Origin of the sequence: Paenibacillus typhae (genome assembly GCF_900099765.1) — a bacterium.
Lineage (GTDB): Bacteria > Bacillota > Bacilli > Paenibacillales > Paenibacillaceae > Paenibacillus_AQ > Paenibacillus_AQ typhae.
This window is the reverse complement of record NZ_FNDX01000021.1, coordinates 1-25435: the sequence shown is the minus strand read 5'-3', so window position 1 is coordinate 25435 and position 25435 is coordinate 1. Positions and strand designations below refer to the sequence as shown.

The window sequence follows — 25435 nt, the reverse complement described above, 5'->3', positions numbered from 1 at the left end:
GCCATAAGCAGCGGGTAAACTCAGTTAAAAGCAAACTCTACATTGGCACCTGCCAGCGCGCCGGATTATGCTTAGCTCATATTGCCTGAAAGAAACAGGAGGAATGGCCATGATAGAGGCTCTATCCGTGATGCACCTGGAAACGGAGCGGCTGATTATCCGCCCATATATCCAAAGCGATCTGCAGGAATCGTTTGAGCTGATGCAGGACCCGGAAGTGCTTACGTATATGCATATGGATGTCTTTTCCGCTGAGGATTATCAGGGGGTTTTTGACTGGCTGATCAGCAGCTACGGCACACCGTTTGATGAAGCTTTTAAATATTCGTTCGCCATCCGGGAAAAAGAGTCCGGTGCATTCATCGGCTGGTGCGGTGTAGGCACACTTGATTTTTGCCCGCCTGACAAAGAGCTGTATTATCTGATCGGAAGACAGTACTGGGGCCGGGGGTATGCTGCTGAAGCGGCTGCGGCCTTGGCGGAATATAGCTTTGGGGTAATCGGGCTGGACCGGTTATATGCCAAGGCCGACCCGCGGAATACAGCTTCTGTTAAGATTCTTGGCAGGCTCGGCTTCAAAATGGACCGTGTGCTCGAAGGCCTGACCGGAGATTACGCGGACTGTAACGGAGAAGAGATGTATGTGCTGACCAGGGAACAAGTTGGGGGTGGTGAAAATGACAACGCCTTCCGAAGCTGGTTATTGAAAATAAGGATCACCGGTGGGCTGAATACACGGAGCGTGTTGGCAGGTTTGTTGAGGAGCAGGCTGTTAAAGTTTACTGAGTAGAAACTCTATGTAATGAAGCAACACCCCTGCACTCGAAGCGGGGGTGTTGTTGTATATGGCGGATTACGGGATTTCCGTACGCACTGAGGACAACTATCATTCAGCGAGACAGCAGCTCGTCCACAGCAACCGGGAATAACGTTTTTACCATGCTGAGGATGGCTTTGGCATAATCCTGAATTTCCTTCTGGGCATCATGCTCCAGCCGCTGCTGCAGGAAATGGGCGGCCGATTGCAGGGATGCCGTCCAGTACCAGCGGACATACAGGCCGTAGGCAGGGAGAAACAAACGTGCCTGCTCTGCACAGATGCCGTCCGCGAGGGCAGCTTCATATTTTTGCATACCCAGTTCAGTGTAATCCATCAGCTCTTTCGTATATTTCTCCCCAAGCTCCCAGGCAATCAGGCTGCCGCTGCCCTGCTTGGAATTCTCCGGTGCACTCCGCCACTCTCCGCCCGAAGGCAGATAAAAGGCCGGCTCCTCCGTAATATACCTGCGGCTGGACTCATTCCAGGCCTCCAGACTGTCACCGGTGCCCTCGTAATGGGCCGAACCGACCACATACTTCCACCACTGCCTGGCGACCATCAGCGGCGCATAGATTTCGAACTGGATGACAGCATGTCTGAACGGTGAAGTATGGCCTTCCCGGGCCAGAAACCGGATCAGCCGGATATCCTTTTCACTAAGCTCCTCCGATTGTTTGGCATAAGAAACCCGCGCTGCATTCACAACGGTCAGATCACTGCCCATATGATTGACCAGCCGGACATATCCCTTATCAAGCACATTAATCAACATTTCATCAGCCTCCAATAGATTAAGCTTTTACTCTTATTCACCTGCCAGGAATACTTTTCCTGCATATGGCTTTTTTGGCTGAGCGGCTGGGATATATTGTGGTATAATTTCCCTGCTTGTTCGTATCCGGGGAGTGGAGTGATTTAGTATGCGACTCAGACAGATGGCAGTTGCCTTTTTGTTTAATGAAGCCGGGGAAATGCTGTTTCTGCAAAAAAAGAGCGGCAGCCGTTTTCTGGGCGGACACCTGGTTCCTATTGGAGGCCATGTAGAGGAAGGGGAATTCGGCGATCCCCGGCAGGCGTGTGTGCGGGAAATTGCAGAAGAAACAGGGCTTGCGGAGCCGGATGTCGGAGGCTTAAAGCTCCGCTATATCATTAACCGGCTCAAGGCCGGGCAGGAGATTCGCATACAGTACATATTCATGGGGATTGTTGCATCTGGAAGCCGGCTGGTTTCCGGTGAAGAAGGAGAGCTGCTGTGGCTCGAAGCCGGCAAGCTTGACGGCATGCATGTCACGGCATCAACACGTGCTGTGCTGCAGCATTATTTTGAACATGCGGTACATAACGAATCTATCTTTACGGGCACTATGCATTCGCTGCAGGGAGAGCCTGCCATGGCCTGGAGCGTATTGGAAGATTGGGAGGATTAATAGATGAGCGGTTATGTTTCGATTCTGGGTGTGCCGTTTTCCAGAAAGACGCTTGATGGAACGGTAGCCTGTCTGGCTGAGCAGATCAACAAGGAGAACTCCGGATTGTTTCATCTGATTACAGCCAATCCGGAAATTACACTGGCCAGTCAGTCAGATCCGCTGCTGCAGGAAATTATCCGCTCTGCAGATCTGATTGTACCCGACGGTATCGGGATTGTGCTTGCGGCCAAAAGAAAAGGTGAACCCGTCCCTGAACGCGTCACGGGCTATGATCTGCTGCTGCGGCTGCTTGCACAAGGGAATGAGCAGGGGTGGAGCTTTTATTTTCTGGGGACGGATGAGCGGACAAGCGTACAGGCAGCGGAACAGATTGTCCGCAGTTATCCGCAGGTGAAGCTTGCAGGACGGCACCACGGTTTTTTCAGCGCGGAGGATGAACCGGGGATTATAGCAGATATCTGGAAAAGCAAGCCGGATGTACTGATCCTTGCCATGGGCGCACCTTATTCAGACAAGTGGCTGCATAAGCACCGCAGAGAGCTGGAGGGGGTAAAGCTGGCATTCGGAGTAGGCGGCAGCCTGGATGTCATCTCGGGAAAGGTAAAGCCGGCCCCCGCTATCTGGAAAAAGCTCAATCTGGAGTGGGCTCACCGGCTGCTTTTTGCACCTGTAGCCAAAGGCCAGAAGTCCCGCTGGCGCAGACAGGCTGCGCTTCCCAAATTTGTCTACCGGACGATGATCCGGAAAGGGAACTAAAGAGGATACAGGGTTGAACTTGGAAATGCGAACCGCCATTACAATGAAGGAAGAGTGCCCATGCAATTGACCGACAGCAGCAAAAGGATCGGCCTGATCAAGGATACAGTCTATTGCTTTATCTCGTCCGAAGCTGAAGTGCTGGAGATCGAGAGCACCCCTATGAATCTGGGGTCAAAGGCCGTTGAGCTAACGCGCAATAAGGTCTGGCTTCAGTCCGGGCCGGGAATGACAGGCAGAGCCGCTCCGAAAGAGGAGGTCTCTCTGATCACGAAGCAGGCTACCTTTGTGGAGCGTTCGGCACTCTCCAGGCTCTATTCCCAGGGGGCGAAGGTTCCGTTCAGCCTCTCGGGTCAGCCGCTGCATGAAGGACGAAGCCTGCTGTGCATTGAAGATGCAGACTGCCGGACCGATTATGGCAGGCTGAATGTACCTGCACTGCAGCATAAGGAGATGGAGGCGCTGGCGTATATCCATTACGTGAATCTAGGCTGCAGATGCGATCTGCCGTGGCTGCCGCAGGTTAACGAAGCCTATCTGTCGGAGGTTATTCATACAAACTGGAGCGTTTCCTGGAAATACGCCAGGCAGAATCCCGCTTTTGCCGAAGCATTCGGGCCGGAAACCCTTTCGGCAATTGAGGGGATAGCCGAACGGGTTGTACAAGACATGATACCGGTAATCCATGATACGGACACGTATACAATGATCCATAATGATCTGAACCCGGGCAATGTTCTTGTAAAGGACGACGCGGAGATTTGTTACATCGACTGGGAGGAGGCGCGATACGGCTCACTGTTCTTGGACATCCCCATGCGCTGCGGGACGCTGCAGCAGGCGGAGGATTACCGGAGACATCTTGGCCGCCTGGGCTACGAAATCCCGCAGCAGCATTATGCCATGCTGTTCCGGGCGGCTTCCCGTTTCCTTGGCCTCCGGTTTATGTGCTGGAATCTGGGAGTATGGCAGCAGAACGGACAAGCCAGAGCGGATCTGGCCAAATATATGAAGATGGTGACAGCCCCGCTGTATGGATGACAGGAATTACGGCAGGAGAGTTGCTTGAGCAGGAGAAAAAGGAGGAAAAGCGATGTCCCGGAGCTTCGAGGTTGTACTGAAAAAGGTGGTCGATCACTCTTACGCAATTGAAATTGGTGAAAAGCTGTTTCCCTCGCTGATCCGCGATCTGCAGCAGGGACTTGTCCCCGGCGTAAGCAAGTTCGCTGTGATTACGGATTCTTCTGTTGAGCCGCTGTACGGGCGTCCGCTGGTTGAACTGCTGCGCCGGCATAATTTTGCGGCAGAGCTGTTCGCCTTCCCTGCGGGCGAGAAATCCAAGACCCGCGAGACCAAAGCGCTGCTTGAAGACCAGCTGCTTAGCCATTCCTACGGGAGGGATTGCTGCATCATCGCAGTAGGCGGCGGGGCGGTTACGGATCTGGCCGGTTTCCTGGCCGGAACCTTCGGCCGAGGGGTACCGAGCCTGAACTATGCAACGACGCTGCTGGCAGCGGCCGATGCATCCGTCGGCGGCAAAACGGGCGTGAATACGCCGGTTGCAACCAATCTGATTGGTGTTTTCCATCAGCCGCGCAAGGTGTATATTGATCTGGCCGCCTGGCGTACGCTTCCGGTCCGCGAGCTCCGAAGCGGTCTGGCTGAGACCATTAAGCATGCCTGTCTGGCCGATGCCGGATTTTTCTGTTATCTCGAGGAGAATATCGGGAGGGTTGTTTCACCGGACGGTGAGCTGATCCTGGACCCGGAAATCTGTGAAGAGATTGCGCTGCGCAACTGCCGGATTAAATATGGGGTAGTCCAGCAGGACGAGCATGAGAGCAACCTGCGGCAGATCCTGAACCTCGGCCATACGGCAGGGCGGGCACTGGAAGCGGTCAGCGGATATGAGCTGCTGCACGGGGAGGCTATTGCCGTGGGACTCGTAATCCAGGCGAGACTTGGAGTAAAGCTTGGTTATATGACCTGTGACGAGGCCGACCGGGTGACAGCGCTGCTGCAGCAGGCAGGCCTGCCTACAGAGATTCCGGCGTCCATTACGAACCGGAGGCTGGTGGACAAAATGTACACGGATAAAAAAGTGCGCAGCGGACAAATCCGCTTTGTTTTCCAGGAGGGGATCGGGGCGATGAAGAGGTTTGCGGACGGCTCCTATTCTGTTCCGGTGGAGGAAGAGACTATTGTGGCATTGCTGGAAGAGCTTCGCGGCTAAAGATTCCGATCCTGTATACGTGAATCTGCCCCTGCTTACACGGGGCGAGTACAGGTGAAGGAGTGACAGGAGGTATCCTGGCAGCCTCGGAGATGATCTGAAACCGTATGGGCAATGATTTTTGTGTGATATTACCTAACATAATGATCTGTCATGCTTACTTTTGTTAATAAAAATGACATATTTTTTGTTGACAACTCTATCTTTTTATCTATAATGATGTATAAGTGATAGGTGATAACACGGTTTTCAGTTCTTGTGTAGTATTATATGACATTACTATGAGCTATAAAGGTGTGATCGCCATGATCGCTTCCGCTGGACAATGGAAACAGGATATTCTAAGGGTGTACAACGAGATCAACAAGAAGCTGTTCAACGCAGGCGTTAAGCAGCAGAAGGTAGATTTTGTAGGGAACAAGATTATTATCTTATCCGTTAACAGCCGGGTTCCCGTACTCAAAGTGCTTGATACGCATCATGCCTCGGCCGGTCGCGAGATTAATCTGGTGCTGCATGAAGTGTTCAAGAAGGAGATCAAGCAGGCGTTTATGGATGAATTTCAATTGAATATCAAGGCCGTTCTTAAAGATTATGATGTGGAGACCGAGTATTCCGGTACGATCATAATTTTGGAGAAAGACCTGGAGCAGTACCTGAACGTTACGTTGGAACTCTGATCTGTCAAGAGAGCCGGCCTGCCGTCAGTTTTCAGACAAAGCCCTTGGGCTCTGTCTAAAGCTGGCGGCTTTTTGCATATCTAGAGACTGGAAAGGGAGGCGATGAAATGAAGACAAAGATTGAAATTGCCGGAGTAAGCAAGTGGTTCCGCCGGGATGGACAGGAAATTATCGCTATGCAGGAGACGAATCTGTCGATTGAAGAGGGACGGTTTGTCAGCATTATCGGCCCCAGCGGCTGCGGGAAATCGACGCTTTTCAATATCATTGCGGGTCTTATGCCTCCATCCACGGGCCGTGTGCTGGCTGACGGGGAGGATATTATCGGAAAGACCGGACATGTGGGCTATATGCTGCAAAAAGACATGCTGCTGCCTTGGCGGACGATCCTCGACAACATCATTCTCGGAATGGAAATCCGCGGTGTACCGCGTAAAGAAGCCGTAGCCCGTGCCCAGCCCCTTATGGACCGCTACGGACTGAAGGGGTTCGGCGGGCATTATCCCGCAGAGCTGTCCGGCGGCATGCGTCAGCGGGCGGCGCTGCTGCGGACGCTGCTGTATGACCGGGATATTATTTTGCTGGACGAGCCCTTCGGTGCGCTTGATGCCCAGACCCGGCTGACGATGCAGAACTGGCTGCTGGAAATTTGGGAGGACTTCCGGAAGACGGTGCTCTTTGTCACCCATGATATTGACGAAGCGATATACCTGTCGGATGACATCTATGTGTTCTCGGGACGCCCCGGAAGAATTATCTCCAAAATTTCGGTGGACATGCCGCGCCCGAGACATATGGAAGATACGGTGTCTGCCTCCTTCATGGAGCTCAAGGCCCATCTGCTGGATCTGCTCTCCGGCAAGCCGTCTGCTCATATTTCCTGAACAGCAGATTGCCGGATGTATTGATACTTACAATTTAAGGGGGAGAAGAGAATGGAGAGTGTGCAAAAGAAGGGATATATCATCCACAAGCTTGAAGCAGCCGGGCCGGCGGTGCCCAGACCGGAGAAAAAGCAGGTGGAGCCGTTCATCCAGGACGAAGAAGCACTGGCCCGCCGCACCAAACGGGTGATCAGCTTCGGACGCCTGACAGTCGCCCTGCTGATTGTACTCTGCTGGGAGCTGTTTACGCGGATCGGCTGGATGGATGCCTACTACTGGAGCAGTCCGGTGCGAATTCTTACCACGACCTGGACGCAGATTACGCAAGGGACGCTGCTTGAGGATATCGCCTATACCTCCAGCTCAACGATTCTCGGATTTGTTGGCGGCACCCTGATCGGATCGCTGCTGGGTCTCTCCTTCTGGTGGTCGCGGAAATTTGCCGGAATCAGCGAGCCGTTTCTAATCCTGCTGAATGCCATGCCGAAGCTGGCTCTGGCTCCGGTGCTGGTCATTCTGCTTGGCATCGGATTCTTCTCGAAGGTGGCGCTGGCATTTGCCATGACGGTAGTGGTCGCCGCCTTGTCGGCGCACAGCGGTGTACAGAGTGTGGACAAGGACATGGAGAAGCTGATGTACTCCCTCGGCGCCAAGAGACACCAGGTGTTTACCAAAGTGGTGATTCCGTGGGCCATGCCGTGGATGATCAGCAGTCTGCGGATTAATATTGCCCTGTCACTTGCCGGAGCCATTGTCGGAGAGTTTATTGCTTCAAGCCACGGGATCGGGCGGATGGTTATTTATGCCGGAACGATTCTGGACATCAATCTGGTCTGGGTAGGGGTTGTAGTCCTGTCAGTATTGTCCATGGTGATGTATATGGGGGTCGTGCTGCTCGAAAAATGGCTGTCCAAAGGGTACGGAATGAAGAAGGCGTAGCAGAAATCATTATAGATTATTCATCCAAAAGGGGAGAAACGAATGAAAAACACACGCAAGTTCAAGCTGCCCGCCGTCCTGCTGCTTATCTCCGGTATGATTCTGCTGTCAGGCTGCGGTGCCGACGGGGCCACGGATGCCGATGCCGCCGCCGCAGACAAGGGGCTGAAGAAGCTCGTCATCGCTGAGCCGCTCCACTACACCGGTTATCTGCCGCTTTATGTGGCCCAGCAGGAGGGTTATTTTGAGGAAGAAGGGCTTGAGGTGGAGATGCTGCAGGCTGCGGGCGGTGCACATGTCACGTCGGTAGTCAGCGGGGATGCTTGGGGGGTTATCGGCGGGCCGGAGTCGAACGCCTTGGCGAACATCGGCAATTCGGATCCGATTATCTCGGTAAGCAATGTCGTCAACCGTGCGAATGTCTATCTGATGGCCAAAAAGGGTACGGCACCGGCAGGTGGTTCGGATGAGGAATTAAAAGCTTTTATAGAGGGCAAAAAAGTAAATGCCGGACGGCATGGCGGAACACCGAACCTGCTGACCCAGTATTTGCTGCTGGAGCTCGGCCTTGATCCGAAAAAGGATGTACAGCTGCTGGAGCCGGCAGACGGTTCGACGGTTGTTGCGATGGTGCAGCAGGGCGCGGCGGATATTGCGAACGGTGCAGAGCCGCAGATCAGTGACGGGATGGAGAAAGGAGTATGGGACGAGCCTTTTTATAAATTTCATGACATGGGTGACTATGCGTATTCAGTCCTTAGCGTGAAGAAATCGACGATTGAAAAGGACCCGGAAACGGTGCAGAAGGCAGTAAATGCAGTGGTCAAAGCACTGAAGGCGATTCAGGAGGATCAGGCGATGGCGATGAAGGTGCTGAAGGCCGAGTTCCCGACCCTTTCGGATGCGGCAGCGCAGGCTGCGCTTGACCGGGCGTTCGAAGATCAGCTGTGGAGCCCGGACGGAATCATCTCGGAGGAAGCGCTCGATAAGGATATGAATGTGATGATCAAGACAGGGATTTTTAAAGGCGAATATACCTACGGCGGACTTGTGGATATGCAGTTTGTTAACAAGACCAACGGAAATTGAACATGCAGCGATGAGGCTCTCCAAATAAAGAAGAGGTGACGATATGGAATTAACAGCAGATCTGATTATGCCGGAAAGAACAGCACTCATAATAGTGGATGTACAGAATGATTACTGCCACCCGGAAGGTGCGCTTGCTTCAGCAGGGAATGATGTATCCGCTGTAAAAGAGATGATGCCGCGACTGCACGGGCTGATTGCGGCGGCAAGAGCGCATGATGTCCCGGTTATATTTATCCAGACGTTCCATGAAAGAGCCACGGATTCGCAGGTATGGGTCTCGCGTTCCGGACGCGGTTCGCTGGGTGTATGCCGGAGAGGGAGCTGGGGGGCGGAGTTTTTTGAAGTAACGCCGCTCGCGGATGAGATTGTAGTCAACAAACACCGTTACAGCGCCTTTATCAATACTAGGCTCGATTCTGTACTGCGGACCTTGCGGATTGAAACACTGATTATGACCGGAGTAAGCACCAACGTATGTGTGGAATCAACGGCTCGCGACGGCTTTATGCGGGATTACCATATTGTACTGGCGGAGGATGCCTGTGCCTCGTATTCCCGGGCGGCGCATGAGATGACTGTAGAGAACATGAAGGGCTATTTCGGCGTAGTCTCTTCGGCAGCTGAAGTGGAGGAGAATTGGAACATCTGGAGTCAGTCTGCGCTGCAAAAGATATTATGAATTCCCCGGATGTGCGGGCGCCCCGGCGGGTTAACCTTTCACCCGTAAAGGTAGTCATCTGTCTGGGCGCATTCCTGTCCAACCTGTCCGCCGGCATGTTCAATATTGCGCTGGTCGATATCTCAACGGATTTGAATATCCCGGTGGCTTCCGCACAGTGGGTGGTGAGCATCTACCTGCTCGTCATCTCGGTACTGCTGCCCGTGATGGGCAGACTTGGAGATATGCTCGGGCGCAGGAAGGTGCATAACTTCGGCCTGTTTGCTTTTGCATTCGGAGCGCTGGGCTGTGCACTGGCCCCGAATGTGGTGCTGCTGCTGGTCTTCAGAGTCATTCAGGGAGTCGGCGCCTCAATGTACCAGGCCACTAACATGGCCCTGATTGTCTCTGTGTTTCCCGGGGAGCAGCGGGGGCGGGCGCTCGGTCTGATGAGCACTTTTGTAGCGGCAGGCTCTATGGCCGGACCGGCACTTGGCGGCTTCCTGATCCAGTGGTTATCCTGGGAGAGCAATTTCTGGCTGCTGGCCGCAGTAGCCGGAGCTGTAGGTGTGCTTGCGCATCTGCTAATTCCTCCGGATATGGAAACAGAGGGAGGCAGACTGAATCTAGGGGGAGCGGCCTGGTCCGCTGTTGCCCTGTCTGCGCTGATGCTTGCTCTGGATCTCGGCGGCCGGACTTCGTTCTTATCACTGCCGGTGCTGCTGCTGTTCGCGGCTTCTGCTGGAACAGCTGCCGCTTATGCTTCTCATACCCGTGCAGCGGGCCGGAGGGAGAAGCAGCCTGCTGTCGAAGCGGAGGCTAAGGAGTCCGTGGAAGCTGGCCCGCGGTTAGGCCGGAACCGGCCAGCTTCTGTTGTACCCGGGAAAAGGGGCTTTGCCGACCGGAGCTTTGTTATGGGAATTGCCATTACGGTGATCACGTATATGGCGGCTTTTACAGCACAGCTGGCTCTGCCTGCGGTGCTGCGGCTCTCCGGGGCCGAACCTGCCTGGATCGGTCTGATCATGATCGGGTATCCGCTGGCACTTGTGGTGACGGCGCCGTTAAGCGGGGGGATTGCGGACCGCAAGGGCCCGCTCGGCATTCTGGCAGCAGGCCTTCTGCTCATGAGCGCCACACTGCTGGCGCTGGGGTTCGCCGCCCCGGCGCTTGGTGCAGGCACGATGTTCCTGCCTGTGCTGCTGCTGGGCTGTGCGATGGGCATGATCACCTCGCCTAACACCAGTATAGTTATGGGGCTTGCCGCCAAAGCAAGACTGGGCATGGTCAGCAGCATACTGGCATTATCCCGTAATATCGGGATGATGCTCGGCACAGCGGCAGGCGGCCTGGTCATTGGAAGCGGAATTACCGGAGAGGGAGGGACATACAGGGCTGTGTTCCTGGCATGTGCGGCAGGAGTAGCCGCCGCCTGCATCTGGCTGCTGTACTCCTTCCGTCGAAGCGGCAAACAGGAAGGTGCGGGGCTGCGCGGCTCGGCACGCTGAGCGCAGCAGGATGCCCGCATCTTTACATGCTCCAGCGGTCCTTCATTATAGAGAATTCTCAATTCACACAACTCTCCGCCAAAAAACTCTGCCTCTGCCGGCGGAGTTTTTTGGCGGAGGAATCATTATGCTGCGTATAAATTAAAAGTCCTTTTGTACAGGTGTTCATACAGGCCCATAAACCGGGAGGAGTGCTGAAACCGCTTCTGCTATTCTGGGTAAGTAATAGTAAAGATAAGCAGGAGGGGATTGACATAGGTAACCCGATTAAGGAATTCAAGAACAGCCTCGACGGCCTGAAGCAGTCGCTGGATGGGGTGAAGCAGTCGGTGGACCGCCTCAAAAAGCCGGTGGATGAGGTGAAGGCAAATGTCCAGGAGACGCTGGATGAGGCGAAAATCAGGCAGGCAGGGGTAAAGTCGGAGTTCAGCCGGATGAAAGCCTGCGTTCAGGAGACAAAAGCAGTGCTGGGTGAGGTCAAGGATACCGTCTCCGCAGCCTCAGAAGTGCTATACGCACAGAAGCGCTATAAACGTCTTTTGGGACGCGGGAAAAAGTCAGACATTGCCGGCTCAGCAGGATAATTCCGGCAGGGTAATGTGATTTTTTGGAGTGCCCGGATGAGCTGGAATGGATGGCGGTGGCAGGATGGTGTCTGGAATGTACAGGCGGGGATTTGCGGATAAAGCAAGACCTGCTGGCTGCTGCCGATTTAACGGACTGAGATGACGTTATTCACCTAATTTGCGGCACGGCTCAGCTTTAACGGACTCCACAGACTTTATTGCCCGCCTATACTCGGATAACCCGGCTTGGTGGTATAAGTAAGCGCATCCGGGTCCCTTAAGAGGGAAAACCACCGCAAAACCGGCATATAAAGTCATCTGTGTCCGTTAGAATTGCTGCAGCTGGTATGGACAGGGATTCAGGATTTACACAGTCAGCATATCTTCTACAACAACAAACAGAGCAGCGTTCCTCGGATGAACCGAAGAATCGCTGCTCTGTTTTATTTAGTTCAAGCCGGTATTGGCATTCGTGCCGTCACCCGTATCATCCGAAGCCGGATTCAAATCCGTGCCTGCATCCGGGTTAATATCCTGACCGGATTCCATATCCGTACCCGTTACTGCACCGCTTGAGCTGAGACTCTCCAGCGAGTCAACAACAAATACAGGAACGTACTGTCCGCCGGTTTCTGTCTCTATATAATCATTGCTGCCCTGATACTGGCCCTTGACCACAGCAGAGCCTGTAAACGAACCGGCAGCGCCTTGCAGAGCGAAGTAACGGCCTTCGGCGAAGCCGACGCTCCGCCCGCTATTGTCGATATAAATTTCCATACCCAGCTTCACGGTTTCGTACGGGTAAAGCTCAAGATCGAAGGCGGAGATAAGCGGAGGCTCTGTCACCACCTGCCGGATTCCGGCAAACTGATAGCTGCCTTCACCTAAAGTATACACTCCGGTCTCACCGGACACGCCGTCGCCAGTATCTGCATTGGCTACAAGGATTGAGGCGTCCTCTGCCTGCAGCTCATAGCTGTCACCGGCAAAGGTGAACAGTACAGAAATGCCCTCAGGCTTAATCTGATAAGCTGTAAAATCCGTGCGGCCGTCATCCCGGCTCCCTTGAGCTACCACAACCGGCACCTCGGCCACAGCAGCCAGCCGGTCGTCAAAGTAAATGCCGCTCAGCTGCCCGAAGTCCGGAATAACGTCACCAGTGCGCGTGGAGGTGATTCCGTCTTCCTGCAGATCGGCATAGTACAGCCTGCCGCTGTTATCAATACCGGCTACAGCGATCTTCGCCCCATACTTAGAAGAAACGGAAGTTACAAATACATATTTACCTTCCTCATTACCGCCCGGCAGCAGGCGGACAGGCTCTGCCGTATTCCAGGCCAGCTGCGCAGCGGCTATCTCGGCTGAGGTATCCTGAAGCGGAGTGAGGCTGCTGTACAGCTGAATCGCTTCAGCATACTGCCCGCCCCGGACCAGCCGGACAGCACTGGATAACAGCTTTGAGGTGCTGCGCTCAATGGAGGACAGCAACCTGGAGGAGCCGGCATCAAGTCCTGCTGCTGCAGCATAGTTGCGGTACATGACGGCATGACCCGCAAAAGCCGTGACGTTATCGCCCTCAAGATCCTTGTCGAGAATAAGCTTTGCGCTTTCTTCCGCCTGCTCATGCACCCATGGAGCTGTATAACTGTGACTGCCGTAGGCCTGTGCCATGGATAATGCGCTGTCCAGCATGGCCTGGAAGCTTCCGGCTGCTGCCAGCACCTTCAGCCTGGAAACGTCATGCGATTTGAATCCGGCTGCCAGCAGCTCTGTCTTGGTCTCCGCGCTTCCATAGTAAGCGTCAGGAATCAGCAGCAGGTTCCATTTGTATGTCTCACCGGTATCATCTCCGCTGCCGCCGGCTGCGAGCTCAGCCAGAAACTGGTCTTTAAATTGCCGGAAGCCGCTTGTCAGCTGCACCGAAAGGCCTGACTCCTCCGACAGCTGGCGGTAAAAGCGCTCATACGGCCCGCCGCTGATGAAATATTTGGATTTCAGGCTGAGCAGAGCAGCATAGCTCTCCATGAATCCGGAAAAATCTTTGGTTACGAGCTGATCTGCAGACGTACGGACCAGTGTGTCCAGACCGCTGCGGATCGCCGTAATCGGTGCCAGCTCCGTAAGCCGTCCGGCAATCTCTTCTTCTTTATAATAGATAGAAAAATTATCCGCTGCCTGACGGTACAGCCGTTCGGCGGCGATCAGATCCCCGGCGGCGTACAGCCGCTCAGCTTCCTGCACCATCCGGAGCTTGTCTTCAATCCGCAGCGCCTTCGAGATAAGCAGCCCCGCCATGCATATACACAAAACGATCATAATATTCCGCAGGGTTATGGCTTGTTTGAACGTCATAGTATAGTAGCCCCTTTTTTTCGAAAATACAGCATGCCTGAATCTCCCGGCACTCTATCTAAAAATCGGGGTCCCAGCGGTACTTCGCTTCCCTGACTTCAGCTACCTTCTGGTCAAGTCCGTTCCATGCCTCATGCGGGCTGGCGGTGATCAGTCTGGACAGGCGCAGAAACCGGTCCTTGGGCAGATCCTGTATATATCTTCCGATCAAGCCGGAATAGAGCAGCACATAGCGCTTCAGGCGTACAGCCGCCCCGGCAACACCGGCCAGAATATCTCTGCCCTTATCCATTTCGAGAATCTGCGCCTCATAATTTTTGACATAGCGGAGGGTGCGGTCCTTGATCAGCTCGGGCCGCACCCGGGCAATCTCACCGATATATTCGGCGAGCAGCGGCTCGAAATCACGCAGCAGCAGCTGCTCCAGCTCCAGATTCATATCCTTGCGCAGCTGGAAGCCGTGCAGCAGCGCTACACGCTGGCGGGCGATCCGGTCGCCGCGCAGCAGGACGGAAATTTCGCGCAGCTTCTCGTAAGCGAGCACATCATCCTCGCGCAGCACGGCGACTGCCTCCTGCCGGTTCAGCTCCAGACCTTCCCGGATGCGGTCGATATTCCGGCCCAGCAGCTCGTTGAGGGAGACCAGATTTTCATTCTGCCGGACCTTCCGCTGCATATAGTAGAGAGCTGCGATGAGTACAGCTCCCCCGGCGCCGCTGAGTGCCATCTGCTGCAGGCTCTGGCCGAAGTAGACCGCAGCCAGGGTAAGCAGGAGGAGGAGCAGCAGGCGGGTCTGCATCTTTCGTCCGGCAAGCGATGCAGCCTGCTGGTCAATGGGTCTGAGCGCGGCGCGGCCGCACTTGAGGCAGCGTTCTTCGCCCAGCGCCGTATAATTGCCGCAGTGCCGGCAGATCCGCAGCTTGTTATAGGCGTAGCGCGGAGCCTTGAACGGCCGGAAGGTTACGGGTCTCTTTTTAGTCACGTGATGGTGTCCCTCCGTTCAGGGCGGCGAGCAGCCGCTCGTCGATATCGTCACGGGTAAGCGGCCTGCGCCGCCTTGAGGCATAAATTGAAATTTGAATGACGGCATATAGAAACGCAATGCCGAGCAGGACGTATGAAATCATGGAACTCTTCCTTTCACGCGGGCCTAAAGTTGAAGTTTACAATGTTTAATTATATCATAATGGCATGCTATTGACAGATTTTAGCTAACTGCTGCACCGTCCCTATTAACGAATATAACACAAGAGGAGCCATCTTTATGCTTCGTACACAGCTTTGCCCCAGAACAACCAAGAATATGCTGCAGAGGCTGATCCCTGTACTGCTGCTGATCCTGTGCCTTACGGCATCGCCGTTCACCACCCTGCGGGCTTCGGCGGCTTCGGCCGGTTCGGCTGCTACAGCGGCGGGCCCGTCCCGGATTGATGCAGTGCTGCTGATCGATGTCAGCAACTCCATGAACAAGAGTGACAAGAACAATATCGCCGGTGAGGCGATGAAGATGTTTATAGATATGCTGTCCACGCAAGGCGACAAGGTCGGTATTGTAGCCTACACCGACAAGGTGCAGCGCGAGAAGGCGTTGCTTGAAATCGGCTCAGCCGGCGACAAGCAGGACCTGAAGGATTTCATCGACGGGCTGAACCGCGGGCCGTACACCGACATCGCTGTCGGTATGGAAGAAGCGGTCAAGGTGCTTGAGAACGGCAGTGACCCCAGCCATGAGCCGATGATCGTCATGCTGGCCGACGGCAACAATGATCTTGATGAGGCAAGCGGCCGGACGCAGAGCCAGTCTGACCAGGAGCTGTCTGCTGCGGTGGATGCCGCCAAGCAGAAGGGCTACCCGGTTTATACTATAGGGCTTAATGCTGATGGCAAGCTGAATAAAGACATTCTGGCCGGACTGTCCAATGAGACAGGCGGCAAATCGTTTACGACGAACTCCGCGGATGATCTACCGCAGATTCTGAGCGAGATTTTTGCCAGCCACCTGAAGCTGAAGATTGTTCCGGTCCAGTCGATCACGGCGGACGGCAGCTTCCAGGAGGTTACGGTAAATGTGCCGAACAGCAGCGTGCTGGAGGCGAATATCTCGATCATGTCAGCACAGCCGGTGACTGCGAAGCTGACCGATCCGTCGGGCAAGGAAGTGGCGATCCCGTCAGATGATGTGCTGCTGTCCAAGTCGTCCACCTACAGCCTGATCAAGCTGCTGTCGCCGGAGCAGGGGGACTGGAAGCTGCAGGTTAAGGGTGTTCCCAAGGATAAAATCGACATCAATCTCGTATTCAACTATGATCTGGAGCTCAAGATAGACGCGCTGCCGTCGGCAACGTACAAGAAGGGTGACACCGTGGACATCGTCTCCCACCTCTATAGTAACGGTGCTCAGGTAACACTCAGCAATTTGTATCAAGATATGAATGCGGTGCTGCTCGCTACGGACCTCGATACGGGGACAACAGAGGAGCTCCCGCTGGACAATTCCGGGGCGGAGTTCAAGGGTTCTTTTGAAATAAAAGAGAGCCATAGCTACGAGCTGAAGGTCCGTGCGGAAGAGAGCAGCTTTTACCGTGAAAGTGATGTGCTCAAGATCGATGCGAAGACGGGGGCTGTAAGCACAGCGCCTGCAACAGGAGGCGGAACAACGGGAGAAGAGCCGCTCCAGCCAAAAGAATCCTCGAACACCCTGTACTTCATCATCGGCGGTGTTCTGCTGCTGATTATTGCGGCAGTGGCCGTATGGATGCTGCGCAAGCAGGCCAACCGCGGCTTTGTCGGGCAGATGGTCGTAGAGGTGCTGGATGGCAACACCGGAGAGAAGACGTATCCGCAGTACAAGAAGCTGTCCGGCTTCCGCGGCAAATTCACGCTGCACCAGCTGCTCCAGCTGGCTCCTGAACTGAAGGAGAGCGAGAAGGTCATCTTCACACCGGGCAAAAACGACCGGCTGCTTCTGCGCAGCAGCGAGGGTATTACAGTAGAGAGATCCGGGCGGGCGGCTGACGCTTCGCGCGGGCTGGAGCTGAAGAGCGGGGACCGCGTTTCGGTGCCGCTGCAGACAGTAGACAAGACCATTCTGTTGGAGTTTTTAATATAGAGGGGGAGAACCTATGAAACCGGTAGTAAGAGAGCATATTCAGCAGCTGGACGTATCGCTTGGCGGGGGAATCGTCAGCGACAAGATCAGAGTGGATACGATTGACAATCCGATCCTGATCATCGGCCTGGGGGGTACGGGGATTGATGCCCTGCTGCGCCTGAAATACCAGATTAACCGCCGCTTTAAGCTGCCTGAGGACCCGATTTCCAAGAAGAAGCGGGATAAGCCGGACAACGTGGAATTTCTGGCTTTTGAAACGAATGAACAGGACCGCGGCAAAAAATACAAAGGCATCGGCCTTGATCCGCAGAGTGAATTTGTGCTGCTTGCGAACGCGGAAATCGGCGGTCTGCTGCAGAACAGAAGCATCCTTGACCCGTATATTACGGAGTGGCTGTCGCCTGAGCTGAGCATTACCGATGGCATGAACGGGGCCGCCGGTGTGCGCCAGGCCGGACGCCTGCTGATGTTCACCAAGATCAACCAGGTCGTCGGCGCGATCGACAAGAAGATCAAAACTCTGTCCGTCGGCACTAACAAAAAGCTGATGGTATTCCTGCTTACCGGCCTTTCCGGCGGTACTGGCAGCGGTTCTTTTCTCGATATCGCTTATATTGTGCGCGGGATTATTGAACGTGACTACGGTGCAGCGGGCATCGACCGGGTCAACACGCTCGGTTATCTGTTCACACCGGACGTCAATCTGTCCAATAAAAGCCTGAGCGAGCACACCCGCGAGTATATCCGCAAGAACGGTTATGCGGCGCTCAAAGAGCTGGATTACTGGATGAATGTAGACAGCCGGGGTGAGCGGTTCCGCCAGCAGTACGGCAATATTTTGACCGTAAATTCACCGTTGCCGCCGTTTAACCTCTGCCATCTGATCTCTGCAACCAATACAGAAGGCAAGCTGCTGGAGAACGCCTACGATTACTGCATGAACGTAACGGCTGAGAATATCACGAACTTTATGGCCAGTGAGGAAAAAGCCTCCGGCGAGGAATTCGCCATCCACGACTATATCAGCAACATTAACACGAACATTGCACAGATGAACAAAACGTATCCGGCCAACTATCAATACAACATTATCGGGGCTTCGTCGGCCGTGCTGCCGATTGAAGAAATGACTACTTATCTGGCCTACCGCCTGTTCGACAAAATGGACAAGATGTTCCAGCAGGCTCCGGGACAGGAGGATGTCGAGAAATTTGCCCGCAAGCTGGGGATCGATCTCGATACGATGATCAAAACGTTTGAATCCCGCGTGCCTGAACCGCTGCCGGGCTATCAGAACAGCGAGCGGCTGAGCCACGCCAATGTAATCAAAAACCAGGTTGTCGATATGGACACCGAGCTGGAGCAGAGCTTCCTGTCCCGCGCGCGTGAAGAATATATCAAGGCCAAAAAGCAGCTGCCGGGCGAAATTACCGGACGGTTCGGCGAGGAGCTGGAGCGTATTTTCCTGCATCCGGAGCAGGGTCCGTTCTATGTGTCGCGGCTGCTGTATACCGAGAAGGGCTTCTGCATTCTGAAGCTGATCCAGTCCTATATCGAAGCGCTGCGCGAGAGCCTGCTGCGTCTGCCGCGTGATATCGAGACGGCCCAGGACAGTGCGGAGGAGAAGCTGGGCGATGCGCGGAGCGCTTTTGTCTCCAAAGAGAAGAAGAAAAATGCTTATATCGAAGCCAAAATCAACGAGTACTGGCTGCATGCCGATGTTGAGCGTACGGAGCAGATGATCCAGTTCTACGAGGATCTGTTTGAGCTGCTGAACGAAGAGAACAGCCGGATTTACGGGGTGTTTACGGAGATTCTGAGTGCGCTGAGCACGATTTTTGAGAAGAACGGAAACATTCTGCTGAACGGTGAGGAGCAGACCGACCACCGCGGCAACAAAACCTACTATTGGAATATCGTCAACGTGCCGGATATTGCCTCGAACATCTCCAAGCTGATGGATCAGAAGGACGGCGACGACCTGATCCGTGACTTTGCCCGCGAGATGCTGAAGCATTCCGGACGCTGGGTGAGAGAGCAGGAGATTGATATCGTCCGCTCGATTTCCGAGTTCCTGACCGACAAGTTCGGCGATCTGATCACCCGTTCGATGGAAGACTTCCTGGTGATGAAATACGGCCGCGAAGAGCCGCTGGACAAATTTGTGGAGCGGATTATCGCCGGACGGCTGGATGAGGATGCCGTACCGATTTTCCATCTCAGCAACAGCTCGGGCAGCCTGCACTTCCCGTCATGGGGCTTCGTCTCCGTGCCGGTTAAAGCGCCGGGCATCCTGAAGGGGATCCGCAATTACCAGAACAATGCGCTGGGCAAATCGCAGTTCACGATTAAGGAGAGCGAGGTCAAGAACCGGATTTTCTGGCTTAACACCCGTAACGGTGTGCCGCTCTTTGTCTATACTCCGCTGCGCGTATATGAAGAAAACTACGAGCGCACCATTCTCGATAAGGAAGGCATCGGCCGCCATCTGGTGATGACCGACAAGAACAACTGGACCTATCTGCCGTCGCCGATTCCAGAGAAGTCCTGGGGCGATACGTATGTGAATGCCCGTGTGCGTGAGTACAATGCCAGAGTCCGGGCTGATTTTGAGCGGGCGCTGGCATCCGGGGTTATTACCGAAAAAGGGCTGGACGAAAATACGAGCAGCCGCTACTCTGTTGTCTTTACCAAGCCGTTCGATATCGATAAGCTGCTGAGCGGCTATGACCTGCAGCTGGGCGCTTCCCGGCCGAACCTTGGCGAAGTGAAGAAGGCTGCCGATGAGCTGCGCTCACTGCGTGAGAACGGGCTGGAGCGTGAAGGCGTGAAGGACATCTTCGGCAGCATCAACAAGGAGCTGGCCCAGGAAAATCTCATCCGTTCGCCGCAGCTGATCAGCCGTGTGCGCGAAGAGCTGGTTAAATATGATGCGCTGGCAGCCAAGGCTGCCGAGCTGGATACGCTGCTGCGCCAGTATCTGGATGAGGACAAATGGCTTGACCAGTTCATCGAGGCGCTCTACACCGATACCATTGTCAAAAAAGGCGCGCTCTACGTCTACGACCGCGACGAGGAAGAAGATGCCTGGGAGCCGTTCGCCAATTTAATGAAGGAGCGCAGCTACGTGGAATATGCCGTCTACCGTCATTTCCGCGCGCTGGATGAGAAGAGCCGCAGTGTGCTGCTGCGCAAAGCGGCACGCCGTTCCGGGGAAATGACCGCAGCCGAAGATGTAACCCCGCTGCTCTATAAACTGGAAGGCCTGTATGTTTCCTTCCTCGAAGCGCGCGACAGTCTGGAATACGAGCGGGTAGAGCATGCCGACGGCGATGAAATGTACGGCTTCTACAAGAGTCTGACCGGCAAGCTGGCCAGCATCCGCAGAAAGCTGAAGTAAGCCTATGATTAGAACAGAAGCACTGGTCTATGCAGAACAATATGCGGCGCAGGAAGAAGCGCTGCACAGCAAGGGGGATGGACGCAGCAGCATCCATTACCCTGCGCTGTTTCTGTTCCTTGGCGACAAGGTATCGGCAGCGATTGAGCCGGTGCTTATGCGCTGCGATCGGAAATGGGATAATGCCGCCGGGGTACTGGCGCTGCATGCCGGCGCGCATGGCGGCAAGGAGCAAGATAGCAAGGAACGGGTGATGACGATAGCCCTGCCTGATGCGGCAGGGCGTGATCCCCGTACAGTGCGCCAGGATGTCTACCGGGAGTTTCACGAAGACAGCCGTTATCTGGCCGGGATGAACCGGACGCTCCGGCAGATTGGCAACAGGATAGCAGACTATGGACGGCTGTATTCTTCTTTTGACGTAATCCATCTCTCCATCATTACGCGGGTCGATGACCCGCTTAATGTGCTGCTGCCGGAGATTGCCCTGCTGGCCCGGGCAGTGCTCAGCCAGTCGTTCAAATCGGTGCAGACCGACCTGTACACGCTGATCAACGAGCGGGAGCAGGGGGATAACTTCGGATATTCCAGCTCGGTCGGGCTGGCTTTTCTGCGTGAGCTGGAAGGCATGCAGCTGCCGGACTATACGTTTAAAGCGCCGCTCCTCGTTACGGAGGACGGCTTGTCGATACCGGTGGCCCATGGCCCTTCCGCCCTGTTCGATCTGGTCTACCTGCTCTCGGACAAAAACGAGCGGGGCATGACCCCGGTGAACGGCATGGAGGATAACTACGAGATTATCGCGCATATCAGCCTGCTCAAGAACCGTGTGCGTCCCTCTTCCGATCAGGCTTCCGGTCACGGCGGCTACAACAATATGACGTTCAAAAGCGGCATCCGCGGCAGCACCGGCCGGCAGGGCTATGCCTCCGCCGGGTTCTCGGCGGTGCGCAGGCCGAGCAAGCCGATTGCCATGGCGGTGCTGTACCATGCTTTTCATGTTCTGGCCGCGAAGCTGCAGACCGGCGGCGGCTTTAGTCTGCGCGACCGCCAGGCGCTGCTCGGCCTGACGCCGGAAGCACTGCGCGAGCGGGCTGCGGGCCTCCTGCCCGATGAGGCGGGCATCGCCGAAATGACCGGGCTGATGAGCCACGGCCGCCCGTCCTACAGCGAGCTGAAGCCGCTCTCGCTGCGCGAGGCGGAAGCTTTGCTGTTCGGCGACGGCGGTGAGGCGTATTTCCGCAGCAACTTTGCGGATGTATCCGCTGCGCGTGCTGCGGCCCTTGACCCTGCGCGCGAGTGGGCCGCCGTACTGGCAGCTCAGGAGCAGGCCACTCCGCCGGTGACGTTCTACCAGCTGGCGGAGTGGACGGCCGAGCAGGGAGAGGCCGGAGGCAGTGTGCTGAACGCGCTGCGCCAGCACATGGGCGGTTTGCGCTCGGCGCTGGCGGGCGCCGAGGAGGAGCTGGAGCAGCTCTACGCGCAGAGCGTGGAGCGCCAGCCGTTCCAGCGGGTGCCGCTGCTGGATAAGCGGACCGTGCGCAATTTCATTCATTATTTGTTCGAGAGTATATATAGTAGAAAATACGAGATTCTCAGGCTGAAGCTGGAGCTGGACATTGCGCTCCGCTATGACGCTGCACTGGAACAGCTGCATGCCGAGAGCAGAGCCAAGGTGCAGACGATGCAGGCGCTGGAAGAAGAGCTGCGCAGCCTTGCGCTGGCAAGCATTGGGCGGTCCGGCGAAGCAGTAGACCAGAATATTATGGAATACTACCGCACAGTGACCGCAGAGGTCATGCTGGACATCGAGACCCGGCGCGGGCCGGACATCTTCTTCAGCGACCGCTTCATGGGCAGCATCTCGGAGCTGCTGCGCCAGGGCGGTCCGGCTGTTGTCCGCCGCCTGATCGAAGTATGCAGGAGAGAGCTGCTGACCGCAGCGCCGTTCGTCCTCCCGTTTGAGGAAGAGCTGCTGCGGCGGGCCAATGTTGCAGCGGCTTACGAGAACCGGGAGATTGTATCCAGGGAAGAGCTGTTCAGGCAGCTCTACCTCGGCCTTGAGGACGGGGCAGCCATAAACGTCCGCCTGTTCGAGTATACGCAGGAGCACCGCCATGAGGAGAAATATTTCTTCGGCGACAGCGGCTCCGAATTTCTGCGTTATGCGCTGAACGCGGATGGAACCACCCGGATATACCGCCTGGGCGTTGTCCACGAGCAGCGCAGAAGCGGTGTGGAGAAGCTCAACCTGATGGGCGGCTTCCATCTGGAGGACCTGCTCTACTACCGCAACGGCAAGGTCTACTATGAAACCTATGTCCAGAACGGCTATAAGCTGCACGGCGTGGATGAGGAGCAGCTGCCAGCGCTTAGATGAATAATGAGGCTGCTGAGATGCTGTTGAGCTGTGGAACTGTTGTGCTATGGAGATGTCCGGTTGTTATCTGCAAGGGAGTTTTTCCGCCGCCTATTTCGACAGGGAACACACGTCCAAGAGGAAAACAGGCTGGCTGTGCTCCGCAACGTATAAATATAACAATAGTTGTTCCTGAAAGGATGAGGATGGATGCAGCGGAAAATCAATCTGCTCTTATTGTGTTTCAGCCTGCTTGGCGGCGGCATAGCTTTTGTGTTCGGAGAGCTGCTGCTGGGCAGCAGGCCTTATGATCTGCCTTCAATCCTGATTATCGGCATCTATTTCGCCATAGTGGCGCTTGGCATCGGACTGGGTGCACTGCTGGCTGAGATGATCTCCCCGCGGCTGAACGGCTTGTCATGGAAGCAGCGCTATCTGGGGCTGTCGTGGAAGCTGCTGCCGCTGACGGTGGTTATACTGTTCGGCGTCGGCACGCTGATGGAGTTTGTGTATGAGCTGAACTTTGGCGGCATCAAAACGGTCAAAAACGTCGTGATGGTCATCGACGACTCGGGCAGCATGCAGCAGAGCGACCCCGGCAACAGCCGGTATGCCGCCGCGCAGGCACTGGTGCAGCAGATGGACACTGATAATCAGGTGGCTGTAGTCACCTTCAGCCAGGATGCTGCAGTGGTTCAGCCGCTGATCTCACTGCGGAGTACCGAAAACCGCGAGAAGGTGTCGGAGATTATCGGCAGTCTGCAGACGACGGAAGGCGGCACGAATATCAGCGGAGCACTCACCGAAGCCATGAACGTAATTAACACAGACAGCGGAGCCAGTCGTGGAGCGATGGTGATCATGCTCTCGGACGGCTTCAGCCAGTTTGATACAGCCACTGAATTAAATGAGTATAAAAGCCGGGGAATCGCCGTGAACACCGTCGGGCTTGCGCTGGACGACCCGTCAGGCGCCTCATTGCTAAGGGATATAGCCGCTGCGACAGGCGGGCAATATTATGATGTTACCGATGCTGGCCGTCTGGGAGAAGTATTCCAGCAGATCTATGACCGGCTGGGCGACCGCACCCTGCTCACAGAGCGCAGCGATGCTACAGCGGACAGTCCTTATTATGCAGTTGTGCGGATTCTGGCGCTGATGCTGGTGGGCACTGCGCTTGGGATCGGGCTTGGCATTATTTTTGATAACCGGCATTTGGCCAAAAGCTTCGGCATCGGCGGCTGGGCAGCCGGCCTGTGTGCCGGACTGATTCTCGAATTCGGGCTTGACGGCCATTCCGTCGGCGATACGCTGGTCCGGCTGAGCGCTGTACTGGTGCTGGCGGCTATCATTTCACTCTTTACTTATGTAGTACCGGTCGGCGAGGGACGGCTGTCCCGCCGGGGAAGAAGAGAGGCAGCAGCGGCAGCATCCGGATCCGAAGGGTTTCATTCGCCGCGCAGAAACAGGAACAGCAAGGGCTTTTGAGGCCCGGCAGCACCAGCTAAAGTTAATGAACAGGTGAAAGGAGCATACAGTCATGAGGTACGCCGAAGAAACTCCCCCTGCACAGGCCATTACGGAAGTGACTGCCCGGGTGGAGGACCGGTTCTGTACGCTGAGATGGCGCTGGCCGGACGGCGTACAGGCGGTCTGCATCCACAAAGGAACAGCGGAGGGCCCGGGCCGCGGGGAGCTTCCCCCTTCCGGCATGAAGCTGTACACCCGTGAGGAATACAAAGCGAACAACGGCTACCGGGACCGGATGGATGATATCGGCCTGGTGGTCTATACCATATATGCCCGGATTAACGATAACGGGGAGACACTGCTCATCAGACAGCCGGATCGTGCCAACGAGATTACAGTCAGTGCCGGCAAGGCCAGAATTTATTATTCCGTCAGCCAGAAGAAAACGATATTCGGCAAGCAAAAAACAGTACATATGACGATTACCGCCGAAGTGCCGGTGCCGAAGGATGTACTCTGCTATGTCAAAAAAAGAGGCGGGTACCCGGCTTCCAGGGAGGACGGCGTGCTGTTCCCGTTCGTGCAGGATTTTGCCGCCGGACGGAACGCGCTGCCGCCGATCGAGATCGGTAAAGAGGACTTTGTGCGGATCTTTTTCACTGACGGGCGGAGGTACGGGCAGTATTACGAGCTGGTGCCGGAATAAGTGTACTTTATGCAGCTAAAAACTCGGATTTATTGCTGGAACAGGCTTTAGCTGCACTTTATACAGCTATATCAGGAGATTTCCCCGAAAAGAGGCTAAACTGGCTGATATAAGTGTACAAAGGAGACAATTTCATAATCCAAAACCCTTGCTGCGCTTGGATTTTTTGAGCATAGAAAAAGGAGTACCTCCCCAAATTCTCGAAGTTATAGGCGACCAAACCGACACCCGAGAAAGAAAAGAGGTAATCCCTATCTATTCAATTCGACAAGAAGAGCTATTTTCCTTTGAGGAATTGCTCCTGATGCGCCCAGAAAATAAATACTGCCAAATCTTTGAACATTTAGATCTGGCTCCGGTCCTGCACGTCCTTCGGAAAAAGAACCACCGTGGTCGGCCGCAGGAGCTAAACATTCCTGCCATGATCTACTCGCTGCTTATCTCCAAAATGGAGGGCATTGAGTTTGTTT

Annotated in this window: 21 protein-coding genes and 1 pseudogene; 18 read left to right on the top strand and 4 right to left on the bottom strand. The window is 55.1% G+C overall.

Features of this window, described 5'->3' with window-relative positions; genetic code table 11:
- Nucleotides 1-109 precede the first annotated feature (109 nt).
- Nucleotides 110-790, top strand: coding sequence for a GNAT family N-acetyltransferase (locus BLR64_RS17220; RefSeq protein WP_090716016.1), 681 nt, complete (start codon nt 110-112; stop codon nt 788-790).
- Between the two features lie 100 nt (nt 791-890).
- On the opposite strand, the gene thyX is transcribed toward BLR64_RS17220, so the two are convergent.
- Nucleotides 891-1592, bottom strand: a complete 702-nt coding sequence (thyX, locus tag BLR64_RS17215; RefSeq protein ID WP_090716014.1) for an FAD-dependent thymidylate synthase — start codon at nt 1590-1592, stop codon at nt 891-893.
- A gap of 148 nt (nt 1593-1740) precedes the next feature.
- Here thyX and BLR64_RS17210 point away from each other — a divergent pair, with 148 nt between their 5' ends.
- From BLR64_RS17210 to BLR64_RS17160, 11 genes are all read left to right on the top strand, one after another.
- The gene (locus BLR64_RS17210) at nt 1741-2247 is read left to right on the top strand and encodes an NUDIX hydrolase (protein WP_090716013.1); all 507 of its coding nucleotides are present in this window, start codon (nt 1741-1743) and stop codon (nt 2245-2247) included.
- Between the two features lie 3 nt (nt 2248-2250).
- A complete protein-coding gene (locus BLR64_RS17205; RefSeq protein ID WP_090716011.1) occupies nt 2251-3006 on the top strand; it encodes a WecB/TagA/CpsF family glycosyltransferase in 756 nt (251 codons plus the stop codon).
- A gap of 60 nt (nt 3007-3066) precedes the next feature.
- A complete protein-coding gene (locus BLR64_RS17200) occupies nt 3067-4047 on the top strand; it encodes a phosphotransferase (protein WP_090716010.1) in 981 nt (326 codons plus the stop codon).
- Between the two features lie 52 nt (nt 4048-4099).
- Complete coding sequence (aroB, locus tag BLR64_RS17195; protein ID WP_090716008.1) at nt 4100-5239, top strand: 3-dehydroquinate synthase; 1140 nt, start codon at nt 4100-4102, stop codon at nt 5237-5239.
- Between the two features lie 305 nt (nt 5240-5544).
- Nucleotides 5545-5919 (top strand): Na-translocating system protein MpsC family protein, encoded by a 375-nt coding sequence (locus BLR64_RS17190; protein ID WP_208607192.1) that lies wholly within the window; start codon nt 5545-5547, stop codon nt 5917-5919.
- A gap of 107 nt (nt 5920-6026) precedes the next feature.
- Nucleotides 6027-6803, top strand: a complete 777-nt coding sequence (locus BLR64_RS17185) for an ABC transporter ATP-binding protein (RefSeq protein WP_090716006.1) — start codon at nt 6027-6029, stop codon at nt 6801-6803.
- Between the two features lie 51 nt (nt 6804-6854).
- Nucleotides 6855-7742, top strand: coding sequence for an ABC transporter permease (locus BLR64_RS17180; RefSeq protein ID WP_090716005.1), 888 nt, complete (start codon nt 6855-6857; stop codon nt 7740-7742).
- 42 nt (nt 7743-7784) lie between these two features.
- Nucleotides 7785-8831 (top strand): ABC transporter substrate-binding protein, encoded by a 1047-nt coding sequence (locus tag BLR64_RS17175; RefSeq protein ID WP_090716003.1) that lies wholly within the window; start codon nt 7785-7787, stop codon nt 8829-8831.
- 43 nt (nt 8832-8874) lie between these two features.
- Entirely contained in the window at nt 8875-9513 is a 639-nt protein-coding gene (locus tag BLR64_RS17170) for a cysteine hydrolase family protein (protein WP_090716001.1), read from the top strand.
- Nucleotides 9471-11000 carry an MFS transporter gene (locus BLR64_RS17165; protein ID WP_244157745.1) on the top strand — a complete coding sequence of 510 codons (1530 nt, stop codon included), beginning with the start codon at nt 9471-9473 and terminating at the stop codon, nt 10998-11000. The genes BLR64_RS17170 and BLR64_RS17165 overlap by 43 nt, the downstream gene beginning before the upstream one ends.
- 191 nt (nt 11001-11191) lie before the next feature.
- Complete coding sequence (locus BLR64_RS17160) at nt 11192-11584, top strand: hypothetical protein (RefSeq protein WP_090715997.1); 393 nt, start codon at nt 11192-11194, stop codon at nt 11582-11584.
- A 429-nt stretch (nt 11585-12013) separates the two neighbouring features.
- Here BLR64_RS17160 and BLR64_RS17155 read toward each other — a convergent pair whose 3' ends face one another.
- The 3 genes from BLR64_RS17155 to BLR64_RS30370 are packed head-to-tail and all read right to left on the bottom strand — an operon-like array spanning nt 12014 to nt 15045.
- Nucleotides 12014-13918 carry a hypothetical protein gene (locus BLR64_RS17155; protein WP_090715996.1) on the bottom strand — a complete coding sequence of 635 codons (1905 nt, stop codon included), beginning with the start codon at nt 13916-13918 and terminating at the stop codon, nt 12014-12016.
- A gap of 58 nt (nt 13919-13976) precedes the next feature.
- Nucleotides 13977-14900, bottom strand: a complete 924-nt coding sequence (locus BLR64_RS17150) for a hypothetical protein (RefSeq protein ID WP_090715995.1) — start codon at nt 14898-14900, stop codon at nt 13977-13979.
- Nucleotides 14893-15045, bottom strand: coding sequence for a hypothetical protein (locus BLR64_RS30370; RefSeq protein WP_167360711.1), 153 nt, complete (start codon nt 15043-15045; stop codon nt 14893-14895). Before BLR64_RS30370 ends, BLR64_RS17150 begins: the two co-directional genes overlap by 8 nt.
- A 176-nt stretch (nt 15046-15221) precedes the next feature.
- On the opposite strand from BLR64_RS30370, the gene BLR64_RS17145 reads away from it, so the two are divergent.
- The 6 genes and pseudogenes from BLR64_RS17145 to BLR64_RS30570 form a co-directional block, all read left to right on the top strand.
- The gene (locus tag BLR64_RS17145) at nt 15222-17027 is read left to right on the top strand and encodes a vWA domain-containing protein (protein WP_167360712.1); all 1806 of its coding nucleotides are present in this window, start codon (nt 15222-15224) and stop codon (nt 17025-17027) included.
- A gap of 13 nt (nt 17028-17040) precedes the next feature.
- Nucleotides 17041-20430: a tubulin-like doman-containing protein gene (locus BLR64_RS17140; RefSeq protein WP_090715991.1), complete on the top strand. Its 3390-nt coding sequence runs from the start codon at nt 17041-17043 to the stop codon at nt 20428-20430.
- Between the two features lie 4 nt (nt 20431-20434).
- Nucleotides 20435-22810, top strand: coding sequence for a transcription initiation factor TFIID (locus BLR64_RS17135; protein WP_090715990.1), 2376 nt, complete (start codon nt 20435-20437; stop codon nt 22808-22810).
- 189 nt (nt 22811-22999) lie between these two features.
- Nucleotides 23000-24277, top strand: coding sequence for a vWA domain-containing protein (locus BLR64_RS17130; protein ID WP_090715988.1), 1278 nt, complete (start codon nt 23000-23002; stop codon nt 24275-24277).
- A gap of 52 nt (nt 24278-24329) precedes the next feature.
- Nucleotides 24330-24965, top strand: a complete 636-nt coding sequence (locus BLR64_RS17125; protein ID WP_090715986.1) for a beta-mannanase — start codon at nt 24330-24332, stop codon at nt 24963-24965.
- 166 nt (nt 24966-25131) lie between these two features.
- Nucleotides 25132-25435, top strand: a pseudogene (locus tag BLR64_RS30570) (hypothetical protein); the annotation flags it as partial.